The sequence below is a fragment of the Brevibacterium sp. AGC70 genome, assembly GCF_057334195.1.
Window position 1 is genome coordinate 16,213 of record NZ_JBHFIH010000003.1, and the last position, 23,728, is coordinate 39,940.

At 60.3% G+C, this 23,728-nt stretch carries 34 protein-coding genes and 1 pseudogene; 2 read left to right on the forward strand and 33 right to left on the reverse strand.

The window, feature by feature from the left end; all coding sequences use genetic code 11:
- Positions 1–36: 36 nt before the first annotated feature.
- The 7 genes from rplQ to ACE03M_RS03110 all read right to left on the reverse strand — a co-directional run bounded on the left by rplQ (position 37) and on the right by ACE03M_RS03110 (position 4,661).
- Positions 37–579 carry a 50S ribosomal protein L17 gene (gene rplQ, locus ACE03M_RS03080; RefSeq protein WP_485932730.1) on the reverse strand — a complete coding sequence of 181 codons (543 nt, stop codon included), beginning with the start codon at positions 577–579 and terminating at the stop codon, positions 37–39.
- A 23-nt stretch (positions 580–602) separates the two neighbouring features.
- Positions 603–1,601 (reverse strand): DNA-directed RNA polymerase subunit alpha, encoded by a 999-nt coding sequence (locus ACE03M_RS03085; protein WP_143921942.1) that lies wholly within the window; start codon positions 1,599–1,601, stop codon positions 603–605.
- A gap of 151 nt (positions 1,602–1,752) precedes the next feature.
- Positions 1,753–2,157: a 30S ribosomal protein S11 gene (rpsK, locus tag ACE03M_RS03090; RefSeq protein WP_009884958.1), complete on the reverse strand. Its 405-nt coding sequence runs from the start codon at positions 2,155–2,157 to the stop codon at positions 1,753–1,755.
- Between the two features lie 51 nt (positions 2,158–2,208).
- A complete protein-coding gene (rpsM, locus tag ACE03M_RS03095; RefSeq protein ID WP_092102951.1) occupies positions 2,209–2,577 on the reverse strand; it encodes a 30S ribosomal protein S13 in 369 nt (122 codons plus the stop codon).
- 188 nt (positions 2,578–2,765) lie between these two features.
- Complete coding sequence (gene rpmJ, locus ACE03M_RS03100) at positions 2,766–2,879, reverse strand: 50S ribosomal protein L36 (protein ID WP_009884960.1); 114 nt, start codon at positions 2,877–2,879, stop codon at positions 2,766–2,768.
- A 61-nt stretch (positions 2,880–2,940) separates the two neighbouring features.
- Positions 2,941–3,162 (reverse strand): translation initiation factor IF-1, encoded by a 222-nt coding sequence (gene infA / locus ACE03M_RS03105; protein ID WP_101574514.1) that lies wholly within the window; start codon positions 3,160–3,162, stop codon positions 2,941–2,943.
- Between the two features lie 275 nt (positions 3,163–3,437).
- The gene (locus ACE03M_RS03110; protein ID WP_485932731.1) at positions 3,438–4,661 is read right to left on the reverse strand and encodes an MFS transporter; all 1,224 of its coding nucleotides are present in this window, start codon (positions 4,659–4,661) and stop codon (positions 3,438–3,440) included.
- 162 nt (positions 4,662–4,823) lie between these two features.
- Here ACE03M_RS03110 and ACE03M_RS03115 point away from each other — a divergent pair, with 162 nt between their 5' ends.
- Positions 4,824–5,969, forward strand: a complete 1,146-nt coding sequence (locus ACE03M_RS03115; RefSeq protein ID WP_485932732.1) for a MalY/PatB family protein — start codon at positions 4,824–4,826, stop codon at positions 5,967–5,969.
- A gap of 51 nt (positions 5,970–6,020) precedes the next feature.
- On the opposite strand, the gene ACE03M_RS03120 is transcribed toward ACE03M_RS03115, so the two are convergent.
- Complete coding sequence (locus tag ACE03M_RS03120) at positions 6,021–6,905, reverse strand: PaaX family transcriptional regulator (protein ID WP_485932733.1); 885 nt, start codon at positions 6,903–6,905, stop codon at positions 6,021–6,023.
- Positions 6,906–6,983: 78 nt separating this feature from the next.
- Between ACE03M_RS03120 and ACE03M_RS03125 the strand changes: the two genes are divergently transcribed.
- A complete protein-coding gene (locus ACE03M_RS03125) occupies positions 6,984–7,220 on the forward strand; it encodes a hypothetical protein (RefSeq protein ID WP_143921946.1) in 237 nt (78 codons plus the stop codon).
- 14 nt (positions 7,221–7,234) lie between these two features.
- Here ACE03M_RS03125 and map read toward each other — a convergent pair whose 3' ends face one another.
- The 25 genes and pseudogenes from map to fusA all read right to left on the reverse strand — a co-directional run bounded on the left by map (position 7,235) and on the right by fusA (position 23,675).
- Positions 7,235–8,071 (reverse strand): type I methionyl aminopeptidase, encoded by an 837-nt coding sequence (gene map, locus ACE03M_RS03130; protein ID WP_485932734.1) that lies wholly within the window; start codon positions 8,069–8,071, stop codon positions 7,235–7,237.
- Positions 8,068–8,634: an adenylate kinase gene (locus ACE03M_RS03135; RefSeq protein WP_143921948.1), complete on the reverse strand. Its 567-nt coding sequence runs from the start codon at positions 8,632–8,634 to the stop codon at positions 8,068–8,070. The genes map and ACE03M_RS03135 overlap by 4 nt, the downstream gene beginning before the upstream one ends.
- Before the next feature lie 40 nt (positions 8,635–8,674).
- Positions 8,675–9,976 carry a preprotein translocase subunit SecY gene (gene secY, locus ACE03M_RS03140; protein WP_143921949.1) on the reverse strand — a complete coding sequence of 434 codons (1,302 nt, stop codon included), beginning with the start codon at positions 9,974–9,976 and terminating at the stop codon, positions 8,675–8,677.
- 279 nt (positions 9,977–10,255) lie between these two features.
- Complete coding sequence (gene rplO / locus ACE03M_RS03145) at positions 10,256–10,708, reverse strand: 50S ribosomal protein L15 (protein ID WP_143921950.1); 453 nt, start codon at positions 10,706–10,708, stop codon at positions 10,256–10,258.
- Between the two features lies 1 nt (position 10,709).
- Positions 10,710–10,892: a 50S ribosomal protein L30 gene (gene rpmD, locus ACE03M_RS03150; protein ID WP_143921951.1), complete on the reverse strand. Its 183-nt coding sequence runs from the start codon at positions 10,890–10,892 to the stop codon at positions 10,710–10,712.
- Positions 10,892–11,584 carry a 30S ribosomal protein S5 gene (rpsE, locus tag ACE03M_RS03155; RefSeq protein WP_069599776.1) on the reverse strand — a complete coding sequence of 231 codons (693 nt, stop codon included), beginning with the start codon at positions 11,582–11,584 and terminating at the stop codon, positions 10,892–10,894. Before rpsE ends, rpmD begins: the two co-directional genes overlap by 1 nt.
- Positions 11,581–11,961, reverse strand: a complete 381-nt coding sequence (rplR, locus tag ACE03M_RS03160; RefSeq protein ID WP_009883554.1) for a 50S ribosomal protein L18 — start codon at positions 11,959–11,961, stop codon at positions 11,581–11,583. Before rplR ends, rpsE begins: the two co-directional genes overlap by 4 nt.
- A 2-nt stretch (positions 11,962–11,963) precedes the next feature.
- The gene (rplF, locus tag ACE03M_RS03165; RefSeq protein WP_143921952.1) at positions 11,964–12,500 is read right to left on the reverse strand and encodes a 50S ribosomal protein L6; all 537 of its coding nucleotides are present in this window, start codon (positions 12,498–12,500) and stop codon (positions 11,964–11,966) included.
- A 16-nt stretch (positions 12,501–12,516) separates the two neighbouring features.
- The gene (gene rpsH, locus ACE03M_RS03170) at positions 12,517–12,915 is read right to left on the reverse strand and encodes a 30S ribosomal protein S8 (RefSeq protein WP_009883556.1); all 399 of its coding nucleotides are present in this window, start codon (positions 12,913–12,915) and stop codon (positions 12,517–12,519) included.
- Between the two features lie 69 nt (positions 12,916–12,984).
- Positions 12,985–13,554: a 50S ribosomal protein L5 gene (gene rplE, locus ACE03M_RS03175; protein WP_143921953.1), complete on the reverse strand. Its 570-nt coding sequence runs from the start codon at positions 13,552–13,554 to the stop codon at positions 12,985–12,987.
- Positions 13,554–13,922 carry a 50S ribosomal protein L24 gene (gene rplX, locus ACE03M_RS03180; RefSeq protein ID WP_485932735.1) on the reverse strand — a complete coding sequence of 123 codons (369 nt, stop codon included), beginning with the start codon at positions 13,920–13,922 and terminating at the stop codon, positions 13,554–13,556. Before rplX ends, rplE begins: the two co-directional genes overlap by 1 nt.
- A 2-nt stretch (positions 13,923–13,924) precedes the next feature.
- On the reverse strand, positions 13,925–14,293 hold the full coding sequence (gene rplN, locus ACE03M_RS03185; protein ID WP_009883559.1) for a 50S ribosomal protein L14: 369 nt from the start codon (positions 14,291–14,293) through the stop codon (positions 13,925–13,927).
- A 144-nt stretch (positions 14,294–14,437) separates the two neighbouring features.
- Entirely contained in the window at positions 14,438–14,725 is a 288-nt protein-coding gene (gene rpsQ / locus ACE03M_RS03190) for a 30S ribosomal protein S17 (RefSeq protein WP_101574502.1), read from the reverse strand.
- Between the two features lie 2 nt (positions 14,726–14,727).
- Positions 14,728–14,976: pseudogene (rpmC, locus tag ACE03M_RS03195) on the reverse strand (50S ribosomal protein L29); the annotation flags it as partial.
- Between the two features lie 2 nt (positions 14,977–14,978).
- Positions 14,979–15,395 (reverse strand): 50S ribosomal protein L16, encoded by a 417-nt coding sequence (rplP, locus tag ACE03M_RS03200; RefSeq protein ID WP_009883562.1) that lies wholly within the window; start codon positions 15,393–15,395, stop codon positions 14,979–14,981.
- A gap of 3 nt (positions 15,396–15,398) precedes the next feature.
- On the reverse strand, positions 15,399–16,220 hold the full coding sequence (rpsC, locus tag ACE03M_RS03205) for a 30S ribosomal protein S3 (RefSeq protein WP_009883563.1): 822 nt from the start codon (positions 16,218–16,220) through the stop codon (positions 15,399–15,401).
- Positions 16,220–16,606: a 50S ribosomal protein L22 gene (gene rplV, locus ACE03M_RS03210; protein WP_009883564.1), complete on the reverse strand. Its 387-nt coding sequence runs from the start codon at positions 16,604–16,606 to the stop codon at positions 16,220–16,222. Before rplV ends, rpsC begins: the two co-directional genes overlap by 1 nt.
- A 42-nt stretch (positions 16,607–16,648) precedes the next feature.
- Positions 16,649–16,930 carry a 30S ribosomal protein S19 gene (gene rpsS / locus ACE03M_RS03215; RefSeq protein ID WP_009883565.1) on the reverse strand — a complete coding sequence of 94 codons (282 nt, stop codon included), beginning with the start codon at positions 16,928–16,930 and terminating at the stop codon, positions 16,649–16,651.
- A 15-nt stretch (positions 16,931–16,945) separates the two neighbouring features.
- Positions 16,946–17,782, reverse strand: a complete 837-nt coding sequence (gene rplB / locus ACE03M_RS03220; protein ID WP_009883566.1) for a 50S ribosomal protein L2 — start codon at positions 17,780–17,782, stop codon at positions 16,946–16,948.
- A gap of 30 nt (positions 17,783–17,812) precedes the next feature.
- Complete coding sequence (gene rplW, locus ACE03M_RS03225; protein WP_101621022.1) at positions 17,813–18,112, reverse strand: 50S ribosomal protein L23; 300 nt, start codon at positions 18,110–18,112, stop codon at positions 17,813–17,815.
- The gene (gene rplD, locus ACE03M_RS03230) at positions 18,109–18,762 is read right to left on the reverse strand and encodes a 50S ribosomal protein L4 (RefSeq protein ID WP_143921954.1); all 654 of its coding nucleotides are present in this window, start codon (positions 18,760–18,762) and stop codon (positions 18,109–18,111) included. Before rplD ends, rplW begins: the two co-directional genes overlap by 4 nt.
- 5 nt (positions 18,763–18,767) lie before the next feature.
- On the reverse strand, positions 18,768–19,442 hold the full coding sequence (gene rplC, locus ACE03M_RS03235) for a 50S ribosomal protein L3 (protein ID WP_143921955.1): 675 nt from the start codon (positions 19,440–19,442) through the stop codon (positions 18,768–18,770).
- Positions 19,443–19,453: 11 nt separating this feature from the next.
- Positions 19,454–19,762: a 30S ribosomal protein S10 gene (rpsJ, locus tag ACE03M_RS03240; protein ID WP_009379191.1), complete on the reverse strand. Its 309-nt coding sequence runs from the start codon at positions 19,760–19,762 to the stop codon at positions 19,454–19,456.
- Positions 19,763–20,260: 498 nt separating this feature from the next.
- Positions 20,261–21,454: an elongation factor Tu gene (gene tuf, locus ACE03M_RS03245; RefSeq protein ID WP_143921956.1), complete on the reverse strand. Its 1,194-nt coding sequence runs from the start codon at positions 21,452–21,454 to the stop codon at positions 20,261–20,263.
- 115 nt (positions 21,455–21,569) lie between these two features.
- Entirely contained in the window at positions 21,570–23,675 is a 2,106-nt protein-coding gene (fusA, locus tag ACE03M_RS03250) for an elongation factor G (protein ID WP_143921957.1), read from the reverse strand.
- Between the last annotated feature and the right edge of the window lie 53 nt (positions 23,676–23,728).

The following is a 23,728-nucleotide window of genomic DNA, read 5'->3' on the forward strand; positions in this document are numbered from 1 at the left end:
GGGGGCCCCCGCCTGAGATGTTGCGAGTGAAGAGCCTTACTTGGTCTCTTCGGCGCTTTCGTCGGTTGCTTCTTCAGCGACCTCTTCGGTTGCGGCCGAGTCGGCAGCTTCCTCGGTGGTCTCCGCAGGAGCCTCTTCGACGACTTCTTCGCTCGAGCTCGCCTTTGCTGCGGTCTCGGTGGCCTGCTCGGCTTCCTTCACAGTTGCCTGCTTCGGCGAGTAGGGCTCGAGCACCAGTTCGATGACGGCCATGGGCGCATTGTCACCGGCACGGGGTCCGATCTTGGTGATACGTGTGTATCCACCGGGACGCTCGGCCATGGTTTCGGCGATCGAGGTGAACAGCTCGTGCACGATCGACTTATCGCCGATCTTTCCGAGCACGCGACGACGGGCGGCGAGGTCGCCCTTCTTCGCAGCGGTGATCATGCGCTCCGCAACCGGACGCAGGCGCTTGGCCTTGGTCACGGTCGTGGTGATCTTCTTGTGCTCGAACAGGGCAGCAGCCATGTTGTTGAGCATCATGCGCTCGTGTGTTGGGGAGCCTCCGAGACGAGGACCCTTGGTTGGGGTTGGCATAGTGTCTTACTCCTAGGTCTTAATCAGTACTGTTCGTCTTCGACGTAGGACTGGTCCTCATCAACGAGACCGGGTTCGAACCCGGCGGGACTGTCCTTGAGGCTCAGACCCAGCTCGTTGAGCTTGGCCTTCACTTCGTCGATCGACTTCGAACCAAAGTTGCGGATATCCATCAGATCGGCTTCGCTGCGAGCAACGAGTTCGCCGACGGTGTGGATTCCTTCGCGCTTGAGGCAGTTGTAGGAGCGCACGGTCAGATCGAGATCTTCGATGGCCAGGGCCAGATCAGCAGCCAGAGCCGCGTCAACCGGCGAGGGTCCGATCTCGATGCCTTCGGCTTCGACGTTGAGTTCCCGAGCCAGGCCGAAGAGTTCGACCAGTGTCTTACCCGCAGATGCAATCGCATCGCGTGGGGTCATCGACGGCTTGGTCTCAATGTCGAGCACCAGGCGATCAAAGTCGGTGCGCTGCTCGACACGAGTGGCCTCGACCTTGTAGGTGACCTTGAGAACCGGCGAGTAGATCGAGTCAACGGGGACCCGACCGATCTCTGCATCCGCATTCTTGTTCTGAGCGCTCGAAACGTAACCGCGTCCACGTTCGATGGTCAGCTCCATGTCCAGACGGCCTTCACCATTCAACGTGGCGATATGCAGATCTGGGTTATGGATCTCGACTCCGGCAGGAGCAGAGACATCGGCGGCAGTCACGGTGCCGGGCCCCTGCTTGCGCAGGTAGGCAACGACCGGTTCATCGAATTCCGAGGACACGACCAGGGACTTCAGGTTGAGGATGAATTCAGTGACATCCTCCTTGACTCCTGGAACGGTGCTGAACTCGTGGAGCACACCGTCGATCCGGATGGACGTGACGGCGGCACCTGGAATCGACGACAGCAGGGTACGACGAAGCGAGTTGCCGAGGGTGTAGCCGAATCCTGGCTCGAGTGGTTCGATGGCGAACCGTGAGCGATTCTCGGAGACGACTTCTTCCGTGAGCGTTGGGCGCTGTGCAATGAGCACGTGGGCTTCCTTTCAGCGAACATCCGCTATATGACGTTCGCACTGCACGTCATGGACTAAAGCCATGAAGAACGGTTCGGTTTATCTTGGAATCCGTTCTGCGACTGATGCCGGGGCTTGCCCCGTCATCGGTCGCAGATACACGGAAGGATCAGCCGCGGCGGCGCTTGGTGGGACGGCAGCCGTTGAACGGAACTGGAGTGACATCCTGAATGGTGCCCAGTTCCAGACCGGCGGCCTGCAGCGAACGGATCGCGGTTTCGCGTCCCGAACCTGGTCCCTTGACGAAGACGTCGACCTTCTTGAGGCCGTGCTCCTGTGCGCGACGGGCAGCGGATTCCGCAGCCATCTGTGCGGCGTAAGGGGTCGACTTGCGCGAACCCTTGAAGCCGACCTCACCTGAGGAGGCCCAGGAGATGACAGCACCGGTCGGATCGGTGATCGACACGATGGTGTTGTTGAACGTTGATTTGATGTGTGCCTGGCCGGCAACGATATTCTTCTTGAGCTTGCGGCGAGGCTTGCGCACTGTAGCGGCGCGTGACTTGGGAGGCATGTGTTTTACTCCTGATCGAGGTGGCTGATGCTGGTCAACCGGGTGAGCATGTTACTTCTTCTTACCGGCCACGGTGCGCTTCGGTCCCTTGCGGGTACGCGCATTCGTCTTGGTCCGCTGTCCGCGAACCGGCAGACCGCGGCGGTGACGCAGGCCTTCGTAGCTTCCGATCTCCACCTTGCGGCGAATGTCGGCAGCAACCTCACGTCGGAGGTCGCCCTCAACCTGGAATGTGCCCTCGATGAAGTCACGCAGCTGGACGAGCTCGGCATCGCTCAAGTCCTTCACACGGGTATCAGGGCTGATTCCCGTTTCCGTCAGGGTCTGGCGCGCACGGGTGCGGCCCACACCGTAGATATAAGTCAAGGCGACTTCCACGCGCTTTTCACGCGGAATGTCGACTCCGGCAAGTCGTGCCATAGGTACTATCTCCTGTTGTAGTTCCGGAGGTGCTGATGCAGACCTGTCCTTGGTCTCCCAAGGTCCTCGGCCCCCGACCGAAGGTATCGTCCTGACACTGCCCTAAAGGCAGTGCAGATGGCGAGGTCTGCGCGGGTGTGGTGCTGCTGAAGCCCCTTGCGGGTGCCTCTGTCTGCTCGAAGAGCTGCTCAACCCTGGCGCTGTTTGTGACGCGGGTTGGAGCAGATGACGATGACCCGGCCGTGACGGCGGGTAATCTGGCAATTCTCGCAGATCTTCTTGACGCTTGGCTTAACCTTCATGGTTTTTCCTTCTTCCGACCCTTACCCCTGCGCAGGGGCGGGTACGAATGATCGAAGATCCTTACTTGTAGCGGTAAACGATTCGCCCACGCGAAAGATCGTATGGAGACAGCTCCACGATGACCCGGTCCTCAGGGAGAATTCGAATGTAGTGCTGTCGCATTTTTCCTGAGATATGCGCAAGCACTCTGTGCCCATTGCTCAGCTCAACCCGGAACGATGCGTTCGGGAGGGCTTCGACAACGGCGCCTTCGATCTCAATGACCCCTTCTTTTTTGGCCATATCGTTCGCTAACCTCGTATTCCCGCGAAAACTTCGCGTTCGACGTAATCGTGTATCGTCGATCTACCCCGACGACCCCATGGTCTGTGGCTCACCTCACCACATGAAAAGTTGCGGATGGCAAATGCCGCCCACAACTGAAAAAGGGTGAGTTGAGTGAGAACAGACCAATCAACAACCCTACACTATGGCCGAAGATTCTTCCACACGGTGCTGGCTTACAGGAGTGAAGTCCCCTACAATCGTTCTCTCCCTCGCCGAGGCTGTCCCCAGGTTCAGGTCGCGCGTCGAGTTCCGTACCCGGCCCGGATGCTCACGATGACGGCGATTGCGAGCACGACGAAGCCCATCAGGGTGATCGATGCGAATCCACCGAAGGCCAGCAGCGGCCCGGACAGTGCCGCCAACGCGGCGGCTCCGAAGTTCATTCCTGCGTCTGAGAGTCCCTGCACCGACATGCGATGCGCGGGATCGATCTCTTTGGTCAGCAGGGTCGATCCAGCGATGAGGCAAGCGCTCCAGCCCAGGCCTAAGACGAACAGCGCCACCGACAGCCTGGCGAACGACGACTCGCCGAGAGCATCGATGAAGCCGAGGACCAAGGACACGGCGAACAGTCCGTGGCCGAGGAGAATCACCCGACCGGCGGAGTACCTGTCGGTGAGGTAGCCGAAGACCGGGGAGAGTCCGTACATACCGAGGATATGCCCGCCGATCGTGATGCCGATCAGTTCGAGGCCGAGCCCATGGTGGTCCATGTGAAGCGGTGTCATCACCATCGTTGCCACCATGATCATGTGCCCGGTGACCACGGACAGCAGCCCCATGAGCGCGCTCGGGGAACGTCTGATGGCCTGCCAGGTGCCACCTCGGCGAGCCGATGTCGAGGACTCATCTCGTGTGGCGGGTGTGAGTCGGCGCAGGAAGAGGACGCTGAGCAGGGCAAGTGCGAAGCCTGCGATCGCGATGACGAAAGGACCCGACAATGGGTCGATCTTCAGTGATCGGCCGAGTCCGGCACCGGGTCCTGAGAGGTTGGGTCCGATGACGGAGCCGATCGTCGTGGCCCAGACGACCACGGACATCGCTGAGCCCTTGAGATGGTCGGGAGCCGCATCCGTGGCAGCATAGCGGCCCTGCAGCCCCGCGGCCGTCGCCGCCCCGAAGCAGCCCATGCCGATGAAGAAGGCGATGTCGATGCCGAACAGGATCGCCAGCACGATGAGAATGGCACCGCAGAGCGCGATCGCGTAGGCGATGGCCAATGCCAGGCGCCGGCTTCTGCGTTCGGCCAGCTTCGCCAGTGGAACGGCAAGCAGTCCGGCGCCGAGGATGGACGCAGTCTGCGCGAATCCGGCGAGCTCCGTGCGTCCGGTCAGACGCTCCGCGAGAATCCCGCCGACGGCGAACCCTGTGGCGATGCCGATGCCGGAGAACAGCTGCGCCAGGCTCAGAGCCCATTGATTCCGACGGAATACCGACTGCGGCTGTGCAGACATCGCGACCACCACCTCTCAATTGTCTCAATGACTGGGCCCGGCTCCAGTCTCAAGGTCCACTTTAGTCCGTGACCGTCCATGTCAGAACGGACCGCGTAGGCGGCGGTTCCCCTGCTAGCGTGAAACCGGACATTCTCGCAACGGCCAATGAAGGAGCATCACGTGCAGGACCTGGATTCGATCTCAGAAGACTCACTCATCGCCAAAGGCGGGCGCAAGTGGTCAAGCTTCCCGGGCAGCCTCGGCGCGTTCATCGCAGAGATGGACTTCGGTGTCGCACCGGGCGTGCGCCAGGCTCTGCGCGAGGTCGATGAACGCGATCTCTTCGGCTATGCACCGCAGTCCATCGTCTCCGACCTCAAGTCGGCCACCTCGGCGTTCTGCGCCGAACGCTACGGCTGGCAGTTCCCCGAGCAGCATGTCGAGCTCGCCAGCGATGTCATCGCAAGCTTCCTGGGCATCCTCACGCACCTGACCCCGGCCGATACCCCGATCGTCCTCCCGACGCCCGCCTACATGCCCTTCTTCGATGTCGCCGCGGTCACAGGACGAGAGCTCATCGAGGTGCCGATGATCCGGTCCGAGACAGGCTGGTCCGTCGACCTCGATGCAGTCGATGCCGCGCTGGTGCCCGGGGCCACCCTGGTCCTGTGCAATCCCCATAATCCGATCGGGAAGGTGTACAGGGAGACTGAGCTTCTGGAGCTCGCCGAGGTCGTCGAACGCAATGATGCACGAGTGTTCTCCGATGAGATTCATGCACCCCTCGTCTACGAACCGGCCCGTCACATTCCCTATGCCAGCCTCAATGAGACCACTGCGTCCCATACTGCGACGGCAACGGCTGCGTCGAAGGCGTTCAACATTCCCGGACTCAAATGCGCGCAGCTCATCTTCACCAATGCAGACGACCGCGCGATCTGGGCGAAGAAGGGCAACTTCGTCTCGGGTGCGGCTTCGAACCCCGGCATCCTAGCCACCACAGCTGCTTACACCCAGTCAGGTGACTGGCTGGCCGAGATCACCGCTTATCTCAGGGGCAATCGTGAGCTTCTGACCGACCTCGTGGCCACACATCTGCCCAATGCCACGTTCCTCCCGCCCGAGGGCACGTACCTGGCGTGGTTGGATATGCGCGGATATGGCCTCGAGACCGGCCTTTCCGAGCATTTCAATGCCCAGGCCCAAGTCGCGATCACCGAGGGGCGCCTGTGTGGTGAAGTCGGCGCAGGCCATATCCGATTCAACTTCGCGCTGCCGCGTCCCCTGCTCACCGAGGCGATCGCACGCATCGCCTCCGCGCTGTGATCGAGCACAGTGTTCTCATCCGGCACGGTGCTCTCAACGGACACAGCCGGTTCAGCTGTTCGGCAGCCACTCGATGAGGTCGAAGGATGAACTCGAGCCGGCACATTCCAAGATCTGCTGGTCGAATCTCAGGTAGTACTCCAGGTTGCAACGGTCCATGAGATTGCGGAAACGCAGGGCAGGCTGATCGGATCCGACCAGCTCCGATGGAAGTATCGGATGCGTCATGACTGCTCGCGCAACCTGGAAATAGATGTCGAAGAACTTCACCAACGGCATCTCTGGGTGTCCACCACCCGGTTGGGTTCCATCCTGGCTCAGTGCAGCCAGCGCGCTCTCAAGCGGTGGAAGCTCAAGGGTCGCGGAATCTACGTCGAAAGCTCGCGAAGTCATTCGCTTCGCGGAGGCGATATCGGCTGGCTCGATCATCGCGTATTCACACCAGCCCGGTTCGATGACTGCCGGCAGCTGAGCCGACAGTGCATATGAGTGATCCGCAAAGGACAGAAGCAGTCCAGGGCGCAGTTGGCGGTAGCCGAGCATTCTGCTCACGTATTGGAATCGGTCGCGCTGCATCCGTGCTGACTCGGGAATTGAGTACATCACGCTGTGGAACCGGCCCTCGAAAGTCGGTTCCTCGCGGTCACCCGCGATGTCCATGAAACCGGAGAGTATGCGCGCACTCAATCGATAGATGGAGACTCGTCCGAGTCTCTCGCTGGTCAGAATGTTGCGCTGAACCATCCGCACCAGCTGATTGTGCACGCTCGAGGACGAATAGCCGTGTTCAGCCAGGACTCCGACGATCACAGGCCCGGGCAGGCCCTGAGCGCGCAGACAGCCGAAGGCGGAGACGACGTCGAAGGCGATGCGGGTCAGACGATACCGATCGCCCACATCTTCCCGACGTTTCGTGTGATCGTGGACACCCGTCATGCCCAGATCCTAACGTGAGACCGCAAGGAGCCTGTCGAGAAGGCCGGAAAGACGGTCACAAGTATGAGGAGCAGCGTCATGGACGACAGAGTGTACGAAAAGAATCAGCGAGTCTTCCAGACCGCACGCACCGCAGCGGTGCTGACCGGAGCGATCACGGCCTTCATCACCTTCGCCGCGTTTATGATCGCTGGCTTCGGGATTCAGGAGACTGCGGCATGGATGTTCGCACTAAGCCTCATGTCAGCCTCGGCCCTGTTCATCGTTATGCACATCGTGACGACGAATGAGCTCAAGAAAACGCAGCAGACCTGAATCGTCGATTGGCTTCAAGCACCAGCCGGAGGCACAGGAGTGATTCCGAAGGGTGCCAGACCGGCCACTCCCCCATCCTCAGCGGTGAGTACCCAGACTCCCCCATCGTGTCTGGCAACGCTGTGCTCCCAATGGCTGGCACGTGATCCGTCATCGGTCACGATGGTCCAGTCGTCGGCCAGGGTGATGGTCTCGCTGCTGCCCGCGGTGAGCATGGGTTCGATCGCGAGGCACATTCCCGATCTGATCTTCGGCCCGTTCGAGCGCGCCCGATAGTTGAGAACCTCAGGCGGCATATGCATAGCCGTTCCGATGCCATGGCCGGTGAATTCCTCCACGAGTCCAAGACCGGGGACTTCGCGTGAGACGTGATCGTCGATGGCATCCCCGATGTCACTGACCTTGTTCCCCGCTGCGAACGCAGCAATGCCCACCCACATGGCCTTCTCAGTGGCCTGGGACAATGCGATGTCCGCCTTCGACCCAGCGGCTTCTCCGCCGATGATCATCGTGAAGGCGGAATCACCGTGGAACCCATCGACGATGGCTCCACCATCGATGGACACGAGATCCCCGGACTCAAGGACCCGCTCGCCTGGTATGCCGTGCACGATCTCCTCGTTCACAGAGATGCACACAACGGCGGGGAACCCCTGGTAGCCGAGGAAGTTGGACTGAGCCCCCGCCTCGGTGATCACGGATTCAGCGGCCGCAGCCACCTCGGCGGTGGTGACGCCCGGGACTGCTGCGGCGCGAGCAGCTTTCAGCACCTGGTTGGTGAGTAGGCCTGCCCGCCGCATCGTGACCAGCTGTTCAGGAGACTTCAGCTCGATCCTGGGACCGAAGATCATCGAATGGAGTCGAGGATTCGGTCGGTGATCTCAGCGACTTCACCGAGTCCGTCGACCTGGCGCAGCAGGCCGCGTTCGCGGTAGATGTCAGTCAGAGGCTGAGTCTGCTCGGCGTAGACGTCCAGGCGGTGACGGATGACGTCTTCACTGTCATCGCTGCGGCCTTCGGTCTGCGCGCGCGCCAAGAGGCGGGCGACGACCTCGTCGATATCAGCGGTGAGCTCGACAACCTGCTCGATCTCATGGCCCTGAGCGGCGAGAATCCGATCGAGCTCGTCCACCTGTGCGCTGGTGCGCGGGTAGCCGTCGAGGAGGAATCCCTCAGCGGCGTCGTCCTGGCCCAGTCGATCGGCCACCATCGAGTTGGTCACCTCGTCGGGGACATACTCGCCGGCGTCCATATAGCGCTTGGCCAGATTGCCGAGTTCGGTTTCGCCCTTCACGTTCGCACGGAAGATGTCACCGGTCGAGATCGCCGGGATGTTCAGCGCCTCCGACAATCGTGCGGCCTGGGTGCCTTTGCCGGCACCAGGGGGGCCGATCAGAATGATGCGTGAGCTCATAAGGTATTTCCTTCCAATGGATTTCCGCGGTCGGGGTCGGTCAGCGCAGCAGACCTTCGTAATGGCGCTGCTGCATCTGTGCATCGATCTGCTTGACGGTCTCGAGACCGACTCCCACCACGATCAGAAGCGAGGTGCCGCCGAATGGGAAGTTCTGGTTAGCGTTGATGAGAACCAGCGCGATCAGCGGAATCAGTGCGATGAAGGCAAGGTAGAGCGAGCCCGGGAAGTTGATGCGGCTGAGCACGAAGCTCAGGTAGTCGGCGGTGGGCTTTCCTGCCCGGATGCCGGGGACGAAGCCTCCGTACTTCTTCATATTGTCCGCGACTTCCTCCGGGTTGAAGGTGATCGCGACGTAGAAGTAGGCGAAGAAGATCGTCAGCAGGGCGTAGGTGGCGATGTAGATGGGGTGGTCACCGCGTGTGAAGTAGGTATTGATCCACTCCACCCACTTGCTCTCGGGATCGAAGAACTGCGAGATCAGGCTCGGCAGGTAGAGAACCGAGGAAGCGAAGATCACCGGGATCACACCGGCCATGTTGACCTTGATCGGTATGTAGGTCGAGGTCCCGCCGAACATCCGACGACCAACCATGCGCTTGGCGTACTGCACCGGAATGCGGCGCTGGGACTGCTCGACGAAGACGACGAGTGCAACGAGCACCAGACCGACGGCGATGACGATGAGGAAGATGTCGATGCCCTGTTCGCGGAAGATCGCTCCCAGCGACGAAGGGAATGCCGAAGCCACAGAGGTGAAGATGAGCAGCGACATTCCGTTGCCGACTCCGTGTTCGGTGATCTGCTCGCCGAGCCACATGATGAGGCCGGTACCTGCCACCAAGGTGACGACGAGGACGGCGATGCCCCACCAGGTGTCATTGGTGATGAGGTCGGTGCATCCTTCGATCTGGCCGAAGAGCGCTCCCGAGCGCACTGTGGACACCAGGGTCGTGGCATTGAGCACGGCCAGCCCGATGGTCAGGTAGCGCGTGTACTGGGTGAGTTTCGCCTGGCCCGAGGCTCCCTCTTTGTGGAGCGACTCGAAGCGCGGAATGACCACGCGCAGAAGCTGCACGATGATGCTGGCGGTGATGTAGGGCATGATGCCCAGAGCGAAGATCGACAGCTGCAGCAGTGCACCACCGCTGAACAGGTTGATCATCGCAAACCCGCCCTCATTCAGCTGCGGGGACGCCACGCACTCCTGGACCTGGGTGTAGTCGATTCCCGGCGAGGGAATGAACGAACCGAGGCGGAAGATGACAAGAATGCCCAGGGTGAAGAGGAGTTTGTTCCTCAGGTCGGGCGTTCTGAAAGCCCTCCGAATTGCGCCGATCAAGCGTCCTCCTCATTGGGGGATGAAAAAGTCAGGGTCGAAGATGCGACCTGGCGAATGAGACAAATACCTGCAAAAGACTACCAGGCTATGACCGTCAGGCTGAAACCGAAGGGCCGCTTGGACGACTGCTCAAGCCCGATATCGTCGGGACTGTGTCGAAACCGACTCTGAGGCGTCTTCGCCCAGGTCGCAGGCGCGAGAATTCGGGGACGAGGAAGGGGCGGCCACAGTGTGACCGCCCCTTCCTGAGAAACCTCAGACCCGCTGTGCGAGTGCTGTTCAGGCTTCGTTGACGCTTCCGCCTGCAGCCATGATCTTCTCGAGTGCTGAACCCGAGACCTTGTCTGCAGTGATGTTCAGAGCAACGGTGATCTCACCGGTGCCCAGCACCTTCACGGGCTGCTTCGGACGCACGGCGCCCTTGGCAACCAGATCGGCGACAGTGACGTCGCCGCCTTCTGGGTACAAGGACGACAGCTTGTCAAGATTGACAACCTGGAACGTCACCTTTGCGGGGTTCTTGAACCCGCGCAGTTTAGGCAGACGCATGTGCATCGGAGTCTGTCCACCCTCGAAGCCGTGAGGAACCTGGTAGCGGGCACGTGTGCCCTTGGTTCCGCGTCCGGCTGTCTTGCCCTTCGAAGCTTCACCACGACCGACACGGGTCTTGGCGGTTTTTCCTCCGGGGGCAGGACGGAGATCGTGGACCTTCAGTGAGTCGTCATTCGACATATCAATCCACCTCTTCCACAGTCACGAGGTGACGCACGACGTTGATCATTCCTCGGATTTCCGGGCGATCTTCGCACACCACCACATCGTCGATCCGCTTCAGTCCAAGCGAACGCAGCGACGCGCGCTGGTTCGGCTTGCCACCGATATCGGACTTGCGCTGGGTTACCTTGAGCTTTGCCATCAGGACTTCCTCTCGCCTTCAGCAGCCGCCCGCAGCAATGCGTGAGGGGCGACCTCGTCCACAGGCAGACCACGGCGTGCCGCGACCTGCTCTGGGCGTTCGAGGCTCTGGAGGGCCTTGATCGCCGCGCGAACGATGTTGATTGCGTTGGCTGATCCCAGCGATTTGGACAGGATGTCCTGAACACCGGCAGCATCGAGGACCGCACGCACCGGACCACCGGCGATGACACCGGTACCGGGTGCGGCAGGCCGAAGCATGACGACACCGGCAGCGGTCTCACCCTGGATCGGGTGCGGAATGGTCTTCTGGATGCGGGGGACGCGGAAGAAGCTCTTCTTCGCCTCCTCAACACCCTTGGCAATGGCCGCAGGAACTTCCTTAGCCTTGCCGTAGCCCATGCCGACCATACCGTCTCCGTCACCGACGACGACGAGGGCGGTGAAGGAGAACCGACGTCCGCCCTTGACGACCTTCGACACACGGTTGATCGTCACGACGTGCTCGATGAACTGGCTCTTCTCTTCACGGTCACCGCGACCGCCGCGTCCACGACCTTCGCCGCGTCCACGACCCTGGCCACCCTGACCGCCCTGACCGCCTTGACCGCGGCCACGTGAGGAGCGATCACTGTTGTTATCGGTACGGGTCTCAGCAGCTGGCTGCTGTTCCTTGTTCTCTTCAGTGCTCATAGGGCCAATCCTCCTTCACGTGCACCTTCGGCGATTGCCTGTACACGTCCATGGTAGGCGTTGCCGCCACGGTCGAATACAACGGCTTCGATGCCGGCTTCCTTGGCGCGCTGGGCTACCAGTTCGCCGACCTTGTGGGCCTTGCCGGTCTTGTCACCTTCGAGTGTGCGCAGGTCGGCTTCCATGGTGGAGGCCGATGCCAAGGTCTTACCGACGGTGTCGTCGATGACCTGGACAAAGACGTGGCGCGTGGAGCGAGTCACTGACAGGCGTGGGCGTTCCGGCGTACCGCTGACATGCTTGCGCAGACGAGCGTGACGACGTTTGCGGGCCGCAGCCCTGCCCTTGCCGTAGCTTTCCTTTTTGCCAAAGGCCATCTCTACTTACCAGCCTTTCCGACCTTGCGACGGACATTTTCTCCGACGTAGCGAACACCCTTGCCCTTGTAGGGCTCAGGCTTGCGCAGCTTCCGGATGTTGGCAGCGGTCTCTCCGACCAGCTGCTTGTCGATGCCGTGAACGGCCAGCTTGGTCTGTCCGTCGACCGTGAAGGAGATTCCCTCAGCTGGTTCAACGGTGATCGAGTGGCTGTAGCCCAGAGCGAACTCGAGGTTCGATCCCTTGGCCTGCACGCGGTAACCGGTGCCGACGATTTCGAGTGCCTTCGAGTAGCCCTCGGTCACACCGACGATCATGTTGTTGATCATCGTGCGGGACAGCCCGTGCAACGAACGCGATTCGCGCTCCTCGTTCGGACGGGCCACTGTCACGACGCCTTCGTCGAGCGATACGGTGATCGGCTCGGCGATGGTGACGGACAGCTCGCCCTTAGGACCCTTGACGGCGACATCCTGGCCATCGATTTTGACCTCTACGCCATTCGGGACGGAGATCGGGTTCTTGCCAATACGTGACATATTCTTCTCTCCTTCCTTACCAGACGTAGGCGAGGACTTCCCCACCCACACCCTTCTTGGCGGCCTGACGATCAGTCAGGAGACCTGACGAGGTCGACAGGATGGCGATGCCGAGTCCACCGAGGACCTTAGGCAAGTTGGTCGACTTCGCGTAGACGCGCAGCCCGGGCTTCGACACACGGCGCAGGCCGGCGATCGAACGCTCGCGGTTGGGACCGAACTTGAGGTCCATGAGCAGGGTCTTACCGACCTGAGCGTCTTCGACGCTCCAACCGGTGATGTAGCCCTCGCTTTTGAGGATCTCAGCGATGTTGGATTTCAGCTTCGAGAACGGCATGCTGACGTCCTCGTGATAAGCCGAGTTGGCGTTCCGCAGACGTGTCAACATGTCTGCGACTGGATCAGTCATTGTCATTTGGGCTCTAGCCCTTCCTCGTTACGGTTTCCGCCCACGCAATGCGTGCTTGGACCTGCAACGTAGCGATTATTTGGTCTTGAACGGGAACCCGAGGTGACGCAGAAGTGCACGTCCCTCGTCGTCGGTGTTCGCTGTAGTCACAACTGTGATATCCATACCCCGGACGCGGTCAATCCGGTCCTGATCGATCTCGTGGAACATCGACTGCTCCGTGAGACCGAAGGTGTAGTTACCGTTCCCGTCGAACTGACGATCCGAGAGGCCGCGGAAGTCGCGGATACGCGGAAGAGCCAGAGAGATGACACGGTCGACGAATTCCCACATACGGGCTCCACGCATGGTGACGTGGGCTCCAATGGGCTGACCTTCGCGCAACTTGAACTGGGCGATGGATTTCCTCGCCCGAGTCACGATCGGCTTCTGACCGGTGATCAGAGTGAGATCGTTGATTGCACCTTCGATCAGCTTCGAATCGCGTGCTGCGTCACCCACACCCATGTTCACGACGACCTTGGTCAGACCGGGAACCTGCATGGGGTTTGCGTAGTTGAACTCGTCCTGCAGCTTGGCCACGATGTCATCGCGGTAAACCTGCTTGAGGCGTGGCGCTGGACGGTTCGTTGTTGTTTCCGTCATCAGATCTCCTCCCCGGTGCGACGCGAGACGCGGACGCGGACGGTCTTGTCGCGACCATCGCGTTCCACAGTTTCCTCGCGGTATCCGACGCGGGCGGGCTTGTTGTCCTTAGGATCAACGAGCGCCACGTTGGACACGTGGATTGGGGCTTCGTGAGTCTCACGGCCACCGGCAGTGCCGCCGGCCTGAGTCTGCGTTGCCTTCTTGTGCTTGATCACGCGGTTGATGCCCTCAACGAGGACGCGGTTGCGTTCCGGGTACACGGCAAGAACCTTGCCCTGCTTCCCACGATCGCCACCTCGTGACTGACGGGCGCCTGCAATCACCTGGACGAGGTCGCCCTTCTTGATCTTGAGCTTGTTCGCCATGCTCACAACACCTCCGGTGCCAGGGAGACGATCTTCATGAACTTCTTGTCGCGCAATTCGCGTCCCACGGGTCCGAAGATACGGGTTCCGCGTGGCTCGCCATCAGTCTTGAGAATGACTGCTGCATTCTCGTCGAACTTGATGTACGAACCATCCGGACGACGGCGTTCCTTGGCGGTGCGAACGATGACAGCCTTGACGACGTCACCCTTCTTCACGTTTCCACCAGGAATTGCGTCTTTGACGGTTGCCACGATGGTGTCACCGATCGAGGCATAACGCCGACCGGAACCACCCAGAATCCTGATTGCCAGGATCTGCTTGGCACCAGTGTTGTCGGCGACCTTGAGTCGCGACTCTTGCTGAATCACTATTTTCTCCTGTCGTCGCGCCGGTTCTCACACGATTGGATGAGCCTTGCGGAACAGATTAATGACATTTCACCCCGTTCCCGGTAGCCGCCCCCCGCCTGCTGGAGACCGTGGGCGGGACCGGGTGGGAGGGGTGGCGTCGGCTTACTTGGCGCGTTCGATGATCTCGACGAGCCGCCAACGCTTCGCGGACGAAACCGGCCGCGTCTCGGACACGAGGACGAGGTCGCCGACACCAGCGGCGTTCTCCTCATCGTGAACCTTGTACTTCACCGACTGGCGAAGAACCTTGCCGTACAGGCGGTGCGTCTTGCGCTCCTCCACCTCGACGACGATGGTCTTCTCCATTTTGTCGGAAACAACGTAACCACGCGCAGTCTTGCGGGAGTTACGGTCCGCAGGCGTTGCCTCGGGCTTGGTGGTCTCCGCCATCACTTGTCCTCTTCCTTAGCGTCAGCGGGGTTCGGACGGATGTCCAATTCCCGCTCATTGAGCACGGTGTAGATACGAGCGATGTCGCGACGCACGGCCTTGAGCCGACCGTGGCTCTCCAACTGGCCGGTGGCCGATTGGAAGCGCAGGTTGAACAGCTCAGCCTTAGCCTTCTTGAGCTCCTCGAGCAGACGCTCGTTGTCATAACCGTCAAGTGCGTCCATGGAAAGGTTCTTCGAACCGATTGCCATAATCACTCACCACCTTCGCGGGCCACGATACGGGCCTTGAGCGGAAGCTTGTGGATGGCGAGACGCAGCGCCTCGCGTGCAACTTCCTCGGACACACCGGCGAGTTCAAACATGACCCGACCCGGCTTGACATTGGCGACCCACCACTCAGGCGAACCCTTACCGGAACCCATACGGGTCTCGGCAGGCTTCTTCGTCAGCGGTCGATCTGGGTAGATGTTGATCCACACCTTGCCACCACGCTTGATGTAGCGCGTCATGGCAATACGTGCGGCCTCGATCTGCCGGTTGGTGATGTAGGCAGGCTCTGTGGCCTGGATGCCGTAGTCACCGAACGACACCTTGGTGCCGCCCTTGGCTGCGCCGCCCCGCTTGGGGTGGTGCTGCTTGCGGTATTTAACCCGACGAGGGATCAACATGTGTCAGCCCTCCGATCCGGCCTCAGCCGCAGGGGCCTCGGCATTGTTCTCGGTCTTCGGCGCTGCGTCATTCCGGCGCGGTGCTGCTGCGCCTTCCTGTCCACGACCACGGCCTCCACGGCCGCGCCCACGGCCCTTGGGGCCACGAGCTGCAGGAGCCTTCGCCTGCTCGGCAGCAAGCTCCTTGTCGGTCATATCGCCCTTGTAGATCCACACCTTGACGCCGATGCGACCAAATGTGGTGTGTGCTTCGTGGAAACCGTAATCGATGTTCGCACGCAGGGTGTGCAGAGGCACACGACCTTCGCGATAGAACTCGGAACGGCTCATCTCAGCACCGCCGAGGCGGCCGGAGCACTGCACGCGGATGCCCTTGGCACCTGCACGCTGAGCGCTCTGGATCGACTTGCGCATCGCGCGGCGGAAGGCCACACGACTTGCGAGCTGCTCGGCAACTCCCTGAGCAACGAGCTGAGCGTCGATCTCAGCGTTCTTCACCTCAAGGATGTTGAGCTGAATCTGCTTGCCGGTGAGCTTTTCGAGCTGACCGCGAATGCGATCGGCTTCGGCTCCACGACGCCCGATGACGATGCCCGGGCGGGCAGTGTGGATGTCGACTCGGACACGATCACGTGTGCGCTCGATGTTCACCTTGGAGATGCCAGCGCGCTCAAGGCCCTTGGTCATCATCTGTCGGATCTTCACATCTTCGAGCACGTAGTCGCTGTAGCGCTGTCCCGGCTTAGTCGAGTCAGCAAACCACTTTGACTTGTGATCCGTTGTGATTCCGAGTCGGAATCCGTTCGGATTGATTTTCTGGCCCATTAACGGTTCCCCTTCCGGCTCTTGCGCTGAGGCAGGTCGTCACCGCTGGCCAGGACCACTGAAACGTGGCTTGTGCGCTTTTCAATGCGAAAGGCGCGACCCTGAGCTCGCGGGCGGAACCGCTTCATGGTTGGTCCCTCGTCCACGAATGCTTCGGAGATGACCAGTTCGTTCTCGTCGAACGCAATGCCCTCCTCGTCGGCCCGGGTTCGCGCGTTGGCGATTCCGGAGGCAACGAGCTTGTAAATCGGATCTGATGCCGACTGTTCTGCAAACTTCAACACTGCAAGTGCTTCGGTCGCCTGCTGACCACGAATGAGGTCGATGACGCGCCGAGCCTTGCGAGGCGTGACGCGCAGGTAACGCGCCTTAGCCTTGGCTTCCATCGCTTCCTTCTCTCTTGTCTAGGATCGTAAGAGTGCCCCGCGTCAGCGGCGGCGACCCTTGCGATCGTCCTTTTCGTGGCCACGGAACGTCCGTGTCTGTGCGAACTCGCCAAGCTTGTGTCCGACCATGGCTTCAGTGATGAAGACTGGAACATGCTTGCGTCCGTCATGTACTGCGATGGTGTGTCCCAGGAAATCCGGGATGATCATCGAGCGACGAGACCATGTCTTGATTACGTTTTTAGAGTTCTTCTCGTTCTGACGAGCCACCTTCTGGTACAGGTGTTCATCGACGAAAGGACCCTTTTTGAGGCTACGAGGCATAAGTCAGTACTCCAATCAGCGCTTCTTGCCGGTCCGGCGACGGCGCACGATGTACTTGTCGCTCTCTTTGTTCGGCCGGCGTGTGCGGCCTTCTGACTGACCCCACGGGCTGACTGGGTGACGACCACCCGAAGTACGGCCCTCGCCACCACCATGTGGGTGATCGATCGGGTTCATGACGACACCACGGACGGATGGGCGCTTGCCCTTCCAACGCATGCGGCCTGCTTTACCCCAGCTGATGTTCGACTGCTCGGCATTGCCGACCTCGCCGATCGTCGCACGGCACCGAGCATCAACATTGCGGATTTCGCCCGAAGGCATCCGCAGCTGAGCAAACCGGCCGTACTTCGCAACGAGCTGCACGGAAGAGCCGGCAGAGCGAGCGATCTTGGCACCGCCGCCTGGACGCATCTCAACTGCGTGCAGCACGGTACCTACTGGGATGTTGCGCAGGGCAAGGTTGTTGCCCGGCTTGATGTCTGCACCCAGACCGGCTTCCACCTGTGCGCCCTGCTTAAGGTTCTGCGGGGCGAGGATGTAGCGCTTCTCACCATCTGCATAGTGCAGAAGAGCGATCCGCGCAGTGCGGTTCGGGTCATATTCGATGTGTGCGACCTTTGCCGGTACGCCATCTTTGTCATGGCGGCGGAAGTCGATGACACGGTACTGACGCTTGTGGCCGCCGCCCTGATGGCGAGTGGTCACGCGTCCCTGGCTGTTGCGGCCACCGCGCTTAGGCAGCGGGCGCAGAAGTGACTTCTCCGGTGTAGACCGGGTCACTTCGACGAAGTCGGCGACCGATGAGCCACGGCGGCCCGGGGTCGTCGGCTTGTGCTTACGGATTCCCATGAGTCTTGTCCTTCTTTTACGAAGGATCGCTTAGAGCGATCCACCGAAGATGTCGATCGATCCGTCTTTGAGGGCGACAATGGCACGCTTGGTGTCCTTGCGCTTTCCCCAACCGGTGCGAGTGCGGCGGCGCTTGCCCTGACGATTCAGGGTGTTGACCTTGGCGACCTGCACATTGAAGATCGATTCAATGGCGTTCTTGATCTCAGTCTTGTTCGACCCCTGATCGACGATGAAGGTGTACTTTCCCTCGTCCATCAGGCTGTAGGTCTTTTCCGAGACGACCGGAGCGACGATGACGTCGCGTGGGTCCTTGAAGTTCAGACTCATGATGCGTCCTCCGATTTGCGGTATCCGCCCAGGAACGTCTCCAGCGCTGACTCGGTGAACACGATGTCATCGGCGATCAGCACATCGTATGTGTTGAGCTGATCGGAGGTGAGCACGTGAACGTGAGGCAGGTTGCGAACGCTGCGCTCGGTGAGCTCGTCGTCACGGTTGAGCACCACGAGGGTGTTCTTGCGATCGGAGAGGCTGGCCAGAGCGAGCTTCGCCTGCTTGGTCGACGGTGCTTCGCCGGTGATCAGGTTCTTCACAACGAAGACCTGATCGAGACGTGCGCGATCCGAGAGAGCGCCGCGCAGAGCAGCGGTCTTCATCTTCTTAGGGGTCCGCTGCGAGTAATCGCGGGGAACCGGCCCGTGCACGATTCCACCACCGTTGTACTGAGGAGCACGGATCGAACCCTGACGGGCGTTACCGGTACCCTTCTGGCGGTAGGGCTTGCGACCGCCACCGCGTACTTCGGAGCGGGTCTTTGTCTTGTGTGTACCCTGACGGGCTGCTGCCAGCTGTGCGACAACAACCTGGTGGATCAACGGCACGTTGGTCTGCACACCGAAGATCTCGGCTGGCAGGTCAACTGATCCGGTCTTCGCACCAGCAGCATCGACGACGTCGACTGTCTTGACATCAGTCATTACGTTCAGCCCTCCTTCGCGGCCGAGCGAACGAGAACGACTGCACCCTTGGGGCCAGGTACGGCACCCTTGATGAGCAGGAAGTTGTTCTCGGTGTCCACGGCGTGGATCGTGAGGTTCTGGGTGGTGTGCTTGACTGCACCCATACGGCCGGCCATGCGCATACCTTTGAACACGCGACCGGGGGTCGCGGCTCCGCCGATTGAACCCGGCTTGCGGTGGTTGCGGTGCGAACCGTGGGAGGCGCCGACACCGTGGAAGCCATGACGCTTCATGACACCGGCGGTTCCCTTACCCTTGGTCTTTGCGGTCACATCGACCTTGATCCCGGCGTCGAAGGTATCGACTCCGAGTTCCTGACCCAGCGCGTAGTCAGCAGCGTCTGCGGTGCGCAGCTCGACAAGGTGACGGCGTGGTGTCACGCCTGCCTTCTCGAAGTGGCCTGCAGTGGGCTTGTTGACCTTGCGAGGATCGATTTCGCCGAACGCGATCTGCAGTGCGGGGTAACCGTCGGTTTCCTCGTTGCGGATCTGTGTCACGACGTTGCTGCCGGCGGCCACTACGGTCACCGGTACGAGATTGTTCTGCTCATCCCAAACCTGAGTCATGCCCAGCTTGGTTCCCAGAAGGCCTTTGACCTTGCGGGTGGTAGGGAGAGCTGATGAACGATTGTTCGCCATGTCTGCCTCCCTTAGAGCTTGATCTCGATGTTGACGTCGTCAGCGAGGTCGAGACGCATGAGCGAATCGACTGCCTTCGGCGTCGGATCGACGATGTCGATCAGACGCTTGTGCGTGCGCATTTCGAAATGCTCACGGCTGTCCTTGTACTTGTGTGGCGAACGGATGACGCAGTAAACGTTCTTCTCCGTTGGCAACGGCACGGGGCCCACAACAGTCGCACCTGCGCGAGTGACGGTGTCCACGATCTTTCGTGCAGCACTGTCAATCACAGCGTGGTCGTACGACTTGAGCCGAATGCGGATCTTCTGTCCCGCCATGGCGTCGTCTCTTTCTTTAGTTACTTCCGGCCATCAACCAACAGTCGATCAAAATCCTCTGTGGTCTGTGCCGGCTGACCATGACCGACCCCCGAGGTCGGGCGTGTCGGCTGATCCTTGCGGAGAATCTTTCGATTCTCACTGAGGGCCGACGGCGCTTTTACTCATTGGCTGCTCGGTCCGAACCCGCCCAAGGCAGATTCATCGATCCGATAGTGTTCCGGACTGTTCGCGGTATCTCTACCGCAGTGCAGGGGTCAACGTCCAAAACGCAACTTCACTATCTTGTCATATAGCACTTCATCGGCGCAATTCCAGGCATCTGACTTGTGAGGCATCTCATCATCGCCTGTCGCTGCAAGTCGGGCAGGCCACTCGCTGAGGATGGCCCCCGTTGTGAATGCACGGAACCCCGGCCCATTGGACCGGGGTTCCGAATCGATCTCTCAGGACCGAAGTCCTGAACTCAAGGCCGAAGCCTCAGCGATCGAAGGTATATCAGGCGGTGATCTTGGTGACTCGACCAGCGCCGACGGTACGTCCACCCTCGCGAATGGCGAAGCGGAGGCCCTCTTCCATAGCGATCGGCTGGATGAGCTCGACCGACATGTCAGTGTTGTCGCCGGGCATGACCATCTCGGTGCCCTCAGGCAGCGTGATGACGCCGGTGACGTCAGTGGTGCGGAAGTAGAACTGAGGACGGTAGTTCGAGTAGAACGGGTTGTGACGTCCACCCTCGTCCTTGCTCAGGATGTAGACCTGGCCCTCGAAGCCGGTGTGCGGCGTAATCGAACCTGGCTTGCAGATGACCTGGCCGCGCTCGACTTCTTCGCGCTTCGTTCCACGCAGGAGCAGTCCGACGTTCTCACCCGCACGTGCGTCGGGCAGAGTCTTGCGGAACATCTCGATTGCGGTGACGGTCGTCTTGGACGACTTCTCCTTGATGCCCACGATTTCGATGTCATCGTTAGGCAGCAGGACGCCGCGCTCCACACGGCCGGTGACGACGGTTCCACGACCAGTGATCGTGAAGACGTCTTCCACAGGCATGAGGAAGGGCTTGTCGATGTCGCGTTCCGGCTCGGGAACATTGTCATCGACGGCCTGCATGAGGTCTTCGACGCTCTTGACCCACTTCTCGTCGCCTTCCAGCGCCTTGAGAGCGGACACAGGAATGACGGGAGCGTTGTCGCCGTCGAAGTCCTGGCTCGAGAGCAGATCGCGGACCTCGAAGTCGACGAGCTCGATGAGCTCCTCGTCGTCGACCATGTCGGACTTGTTCAGTGCGACAACGATGTAAGGCACACCAACCTGACGTGCGAGCAGAACGTGCTCACGAGTCTGCGGCATCGGACCGTCGGTAGCGGCAACCACGAGGATTGCGCCGTCCATCTGAGCAGCACCGGTAATCATGTTCTTGATGTAGTCGGCGTGACCAGGGGCATCGACGTGAGCGTAGTGACGCTTCTCGGTCTGGTATTCAACGTGCGAGACGTTGATGGTGATGCCGCGCTCCTTCTCCTCAGGTGCGTTATCCACCTGGTCGAAGGCGCGAGCCTCATTGAGATCTGGGTACTTGTCCGCCAACACCTTGGTGATTGCGGCGGTCAAGGTGGTCTTTCCGTGGTCAACGTGGCCGATGGTGCCAATGTTGACGTGCGGCTTAGTCCTATCGAAACTAGCCTTTGCCACTGGGTTCCTCCTCGTGGTTGGCAAAAGATATGCGGTTCATATCTTAGACCTTTGTTGGTTATCTTTCATTTCGGTGAACATGTTCTTGCTCACCGTGGCGACCGGGGACCGGAGATTACTCTCCGCCACGCATCTTCTGGACGATCTCCTCGGCGACTGCCTTGGGGACCTCCGCATAGCTGGAGAAAGTCATCGAGTACACCGCACGGCCCTGGGTCTTCGACCGCAGATCACCGATGTAACCGAACATCTCCGACAACGGGACCACAGCCTTGACGACCTTCACACCGGAAGCGTCGTCCATCGACTGGATCTGGCCACGTCGGGAATTGAGGTCGCCGATGACGTCTCCCATGTATTCCTCTGGGGTACGCACCTCGACGTCCATGACCGGTTCCAGCAGAACCGGCTTCGCCTTCTGAACGGCCTCCTTGAAGACCATTGAGCCGGCGATCTTGAATGCCATCTCCGAAGAGTCGACATCGTGGTAGGCGCCGTCGATGAGTGTGGCTTTGACGCCAACCATCGGGTAACCGGCGAGCACACCAAGCTGCATCGCGTCCTGGATACCGGCGTCGACGCTCGGAATGTACTCGCGCGGAATACGTCCGCCCGTGACGGCATTCTCGAATTCGTAGATCGTATCGCCTTCGACCTCGAGAGGTTCGAAGGTGACCTGGACCTTCGCGAACTGTCCCGATCCACCCGTCTGCTTCTTGTGGGTGTAGTCGTACTTTTCGACAGTGCGGCGAATGGTCTCACGGTAGGCGACCTGCGGCTTGCCGACATTCGCCTCGACCTTGAACTCGCGACGCATACGGTCGACGAGGATGTCGAGGTGAAGTTCGCCCATTCCGCGGATGACGGTCTGACCCGTCTCCACATCAAGTTCGACCCGGTATGTCGGGTCTTCCTTGACGAACTTCTGAATGGCAGCAGAGAGCTTCTCCTGGTCACTCTTGGTCTTGGGCTCAATGGCCACGGAGATGACCGGCTCAGGGAAGGTCATCGACTCGAGAGCGATCGGGGCGTTCGGATCGCACAGCGTGTCACCGGTGGTTGTCTCTTTGAGACCGATGAACGCGTAGATGTGGCCGGCGATGGCCTCTTCGACAGGGTTCTCCTTGTTGGAGTGCATCTGGAAGAGCTTGCCGACGCGCTCCTTCTTGCCGCTCGTAGAGTTGAGAACGGCCTCGCCCGACTTCACCTGTCCGGAGTACACGCGGACGTAGGTCAGCGTGCCGAAGAACGGGTGGGTGGCAACCTTGAACGCGAGAGCCGAGAAAGGCTCATCTTTGGAAGGCTTGCGAGTCAGCTTTTCGTCCTCGTCACGAGGGTTCTCACCGATCATGGGAGGAACTTCGAGAGGCGAAGGGAGATAGTCGATGACGGCATTGAGCATGGGCTGGACGCCCTTGTTCTTGTATGCCGAACCGCACATCACAGGGAACGCCGTGGAGTTGACGACGAGAGAGCGGATGCCCTCCTTGATCTCGGCAATCGAGATCTCTTCGCCCTCAAGGTACTTCTCCATGAGTTCGTCAGTGGCTTCAGCAACATCCTCGATGAGCTGGGCGCGGTACTCAACTGCCTTGTCCTGGAGATCTTCTGGGATCTCGATCTCGGTCATGTCCTGACCCTTCTTGGACTCATCAGGCCAGATGTAGGCCTTCATCTCAAGAAGGTCGACTACCCCGGCGAACTCCGACTCGGAGCCGATAGGCAGCTGAATGACCAGCGGCTTGGCACCGAGGCGTTCGCGGATGGTGTCGACGGTGAAGTAGAAGTCAGCACCGAGCTTGTCCATCTTATTGACGAAGCACACGCGTGGCACGTCGTACTTGTCAGCCTGACGCCACACGGTCTCGGACTGCGGTTCAACGCCTTCCTTGCCATCGAAGACGGCGACGGCGCCATCGAGGACGCGCAGTGAGCGCTCAACCTCGACGGTGAAGTCGACGTGGCCCGGGGTGTCGATGATGTTGATCTGGTTGTCGTGCCAGTAGCAGGTGGTGGCAGCCGACGTGATCGTGATGCCACGTTCCTGCTCCTGGTCCATCCAGTCCATCGTCGAGGCACCGTCGTGCGTCTCGCCGATCTTGTAGTTCACACCGGTGTAGTAAAGGATGCGTTCGGTTGTGGTGGTCTTACCGGCATCGATGTGGGCCATGATGCCGATGTTGCGGACCTTATTCAGGTCGGTGAGCACGTCAAGTGCCACGGTGTCTCTCTCTCACTCGATGATGTGATCGGCTCCCCCGCTGCGGGGGGGGG

Excerpts from the sequence above, each read along its gene's own strand:
- rplQ (WP_485932730.1), bottom strand. The coding sequence starts at position 579 with ATGCCAACCCCAACCAAGGGTCCTCGTCTCGGAGGCTCCCCAACACAC.
- rpsK (WP_009884958.1), bottom strand. The coding sequence starts at position 2,157 with ATGCCTCCCAAGTCACGCGCCGCTACAGTGCGCAAGCCTCGCCGCAAG.
- rpsM (WP_092102951.1), bottom strand. The coding sequence starts at position 2,577 with ATGGCACGACTTGCCGGAGTCGACATTCCGCGTGAAAAGCGCGTGGAA.
- rpmJ (WP_009884960.1), bottom strand. The coding sequence starts at position 2,879 with ATGAAGGTTAAGCCAAGCGTCAAGAAGATCTGCGAGAATTGCCAGATT.
- infA (WP_101574514.1), bottom strand. The coding sequence starts at position 3,162 with ATGGCCAAAAAAGAAGGGGTCATTGAGATCGAAGGCGCCGTTGTCGAA.
- ACE03M_RS03110 (WP_485932731.1), bottom strand. The coding sequence starts at position 4,661 with ATGTCTGCACAGCCGCAGTCGGTATTCCGTCGGAATCAATGGGCTCTG.
- ACE03M_RS03120 (WP_485932733.1), bottom strand. The coding sequence starts at position 6,905 with ATGACGGGTGTCCACGATCACACGAAACGTCGGGAAGATGTGGGCGAT.
- ACE03M_RS03125 (WP_143921946.1), top strand. The coding sequence starts at position 6,984 with ATGGACGACAGAGTGTACGAAAAGAATCAGCGAGTCTTCCAGACCGCA.
- map (WP_485932734.1), bottom strand. The coding sequence starts at position 8,071 with ATGATCTTCGGTCCCAGGATCGAGCTGAAGTCTCCTGAACAGCTGGTC.
- ACE03M_RS03135 (WP_143921948.1), bottom strand. The coding sequence starts at position 8,634 with ATGAGCTCACGCATCATTCTGATCGGCCCCCCTGGTGCCGGCAAAGGC.
- rplO (WP_143921950.1), bottom strand. The coding sequence starts at position 10,708 with ATGTCGAATGACGACTCACTGAAGGTCCACGATCTCCGTCCTGCCCCC.
- rpmD (WP_143921951.1), bottom strand. The coding sequence starts at position 10,892 with ATGGCAAAGCTCAAGGTAACCCAGCGCAAGTCCGATATCGGTGGCAAG.
- rpsE (WP_069599776.1), bottom strand. The coding sequence starts at position 11,584 with ATGAGCACTGAAGAGAACAAGGAACAGCAGCCAGCTGCTGAGACCCGT.
- rplR (WP_009883554.1), bottom strand. The coding sequence starts at position 11,961 with ATGGCCTTTGGCAAAAAGGAAAGCTACGGCAAGGGCAGGGCTGCGGCC.
- rplF (WP_143921952.1), bottom strand. The coding sequence starts at position 12,500 with ATGTCACGTATTGGCAAGAACCCGATCTCCGTCCCGAATGGCGTAGAG.
- rpsH (WP_009883556.1), bottom strand. The coding sequence starts at position 12,915 with ATGACAATGACTGATCCAGTCGCAGACATGTTGACACGTCTGCGGAAC.
- rplE (WP_143921953.1), bottom strand. The coding sequence starts at position 13,554 with ATGACGGAAACAACAACGAACCGTCCAGCGCCACGCCTCAAGCAGGTT.
- rplX (WP_485932735.1), bottom strand. The coding sequence starts at position 13,922 with ATGGCGAACAAGCTCAAGATCAAGAAGGGCGACCTCGTCCAGGTGATT.
- rpsQ (WP_101574502.1), bottom strand. The coding sequence starts at position 14,725 with ATGGCGGAGACCACCAAGCCCGAGGCAACGCCTGCGGACCGTAACTCC.
- rplP (WP_009883562.1), bottom strand. The coding sequence starts at position 15,395 with ATGTTGATCCCTCGTCGGGTTAAATACCGCAAGCAGCACCACCCCAAG.
- rpsC (WP_009883563.1), bottom strand. The coding sequence starts at position 16,220 with ATGGGCCAGAAAATCAATCCGAACGGATTCCGACTCGGAATCACAACG.
- rplV (WP_009883564.1), bottom strand. The coding sequence starts at position 16,606 with ATGGAAGCCAAGGCTAAGGCGCGTTACCTGCGCGTCACGCCTCGCAAG.
- rpsS (WP_009883565.1), bottom strand. The coding sequence starts at position 16,930 with ATGCCTCGTAGCCTCAAAAAGGGTCCTTTCGTCGATGAACACCTGTAC.
- rplB (WP_009883566.1), bottom strand. The coding sequence starts at position 17,782 with ATGGGAATCCGTAAGCACAAGCCGACGACCCCGGGCCGCCGTGGCTCA.
- rplW (WP_101621022.1), bottom strand. The coding sequence starts at position 18,112 with ATGAGTCTGAACTTCAAGGACCCACGCGACGTCATCGTCGCTCCGGTC.
- rplD (WP_143921954.1), bottom strand. The coding sequence starts at position 18,762 with ATGACTGATGTCAAGACAGTCGACGTCGTCGATGCTGCTGGTGCGAAG.
- rplC (WP_143921955.1), bottom strand. The coding sequence starts at position 19,442 with ATGGCGAACAATCGTTCATCAGCTCTCCCTACCACCCGCAAGGTCAAA.
- rpsJ (WP_009379191.1), bottom strand. The coding sequence starts at position 19,762 with ATGGCGGGACAGAAGATCCGCATTCGGCTCAAGTCGTACGACCACGCT.